Here is a 1,382-nt window from a genome sequence, read left to right as displayed (position 1 = left end):
AGGTTCTAAGTCAAATGTTGGGGTGGGAGCCTCGATCTCCCTCCCCTTTATCCAACTTGAATTGTTTTTCCTTTTAATTGGTGATGTAATAGTACTCGCATTCGCAAACGATCATAACGTTTAAAACCAAATGCATTGCGCTTAATTACTTTCGTTTGGTTGTTCAGCCCTTCTATTGGGCCGTTGGTAAATCCGAAAGTAAAACTGTTAATAATCTCTGTTTCCCAGTTTTTTAATGTTTGTATCGCTTTCGTGAACTCCTTCATTCCTGACTCATCTACTAGCTTATAAAAGTTATGTAGCCCTCGCTTCACGCTTAGTCCCTCTTTTGAGCCAGCTTGCTTCGCTTCTTCAAACCATAATCTGAAGGCTTCTTTTAACTTATAAGCATCTCTCAACTCACTGGAAAGGTTCAAATATCTCTCTAAGTACCAATGTTGTCTTTCAGTCAATTCTTCGAATTTTTTATTAAACACATGCTTCATTCTCTTACACTTCTTACGGTCGTAGTCATGAAAGTCTTTTTGAACTCTTCTTCTAACACGATCTAACGCCCAAAAAATATAGCGACAAAAATGAAAGCGATCTGCGATAATAACAGGGCTACCAAGTGCCTTTTTAACAGCGGACTTAAATGAGTAACTCATATCCATAACGACCATCTTTACCCGGCTGCCTTTTCTTAGTAAATAATCTTTTACAGTCTTAACCGAACGATCCGGTAGAATATCTAATGGTTCACCGGTCTCCCCATTCGCTATGATCACTTGGTATTTACCTTTGTTTGTATCCCCTTTGTACTCATCTATAGCGATTACCTGTGGAAGTTCTTCTACCTCTTTAAACATCGGAGTTGAAATCTGATCAAACCGTCTCATAACAGTTGTTGGTGACGTGTGGAACTGTCGAGCTGTATCCTTGAAGTTCTTCGCTTGAATGATACGAAGCCCCAGCGCCTGATTCCATTCCATAGAATGACGCTGATACCGTTCAACTACACGTGTCTTCTCAGGAAATTTCTTTCCACAGGAACATACATAGCGCCGTTTTCTATAGAACAAAAAGCTATTTCTTTCAAACACTTTCAAGTGTTGAATCTTCTGAGTTCGATAATCATGAACACGCCTTGTCACTTCACTGCAGGCAGGGCAACGGTGGCGTTTTCTTTCCATCTCCACGTGGAGATGGAGAGCTCCTTCAACTACTTCCGATTTTGTTACAATCATATCTTCTAAGCCAGGGAAATTCATGATAAAATGCATATGCACGCAACTCCTATCCTTGTTCTTGTTTTTCGACAACTCAAGTTTAAAGGATTTTGGAGATTGCGTGTTTTTTTATGCTTAAATGTTTGAAAACCCCAACATATATTTTAGAGCCAT

At 39.5% G+C, this 1,382-nt stretch carries 1 protein-coding gene; it reads right to left on the bottom strand.

Annotation, left to right across the window (positions count from 1 at the left end; all coding sequences use genetic code 11):
- Positions 1 to 47: 47 nt before the first annotated feature.
- Positions 48 to 1,268 (bottom strand): ISL3 family transposase, encoded by a 1,221-nt coding sequence (locus CD001_RS25825; protein WP_096189845.1) that lies wholly within the window; start codon positions 1,266 to 1,268, stop codon positions 48 to 50.
- Positions 1,269 to 1,382: the final 114 nt, after the last annotated feature.

The organism is Evansella halocellulosilytica, assembly GCF_002335745.1.
Classification (GTDB): domain Bacteria; phylum Bacillota; class Bacilli; order Bacillales; family Salisediminibacteriaceae; genus Bacillus_CA; species Bacillus_CA halocellulosilytica.
Note: the sequence above shows the minus strand (reverse complement) of the source record. Positions and strands in the feature narration are given on the sequence as shown.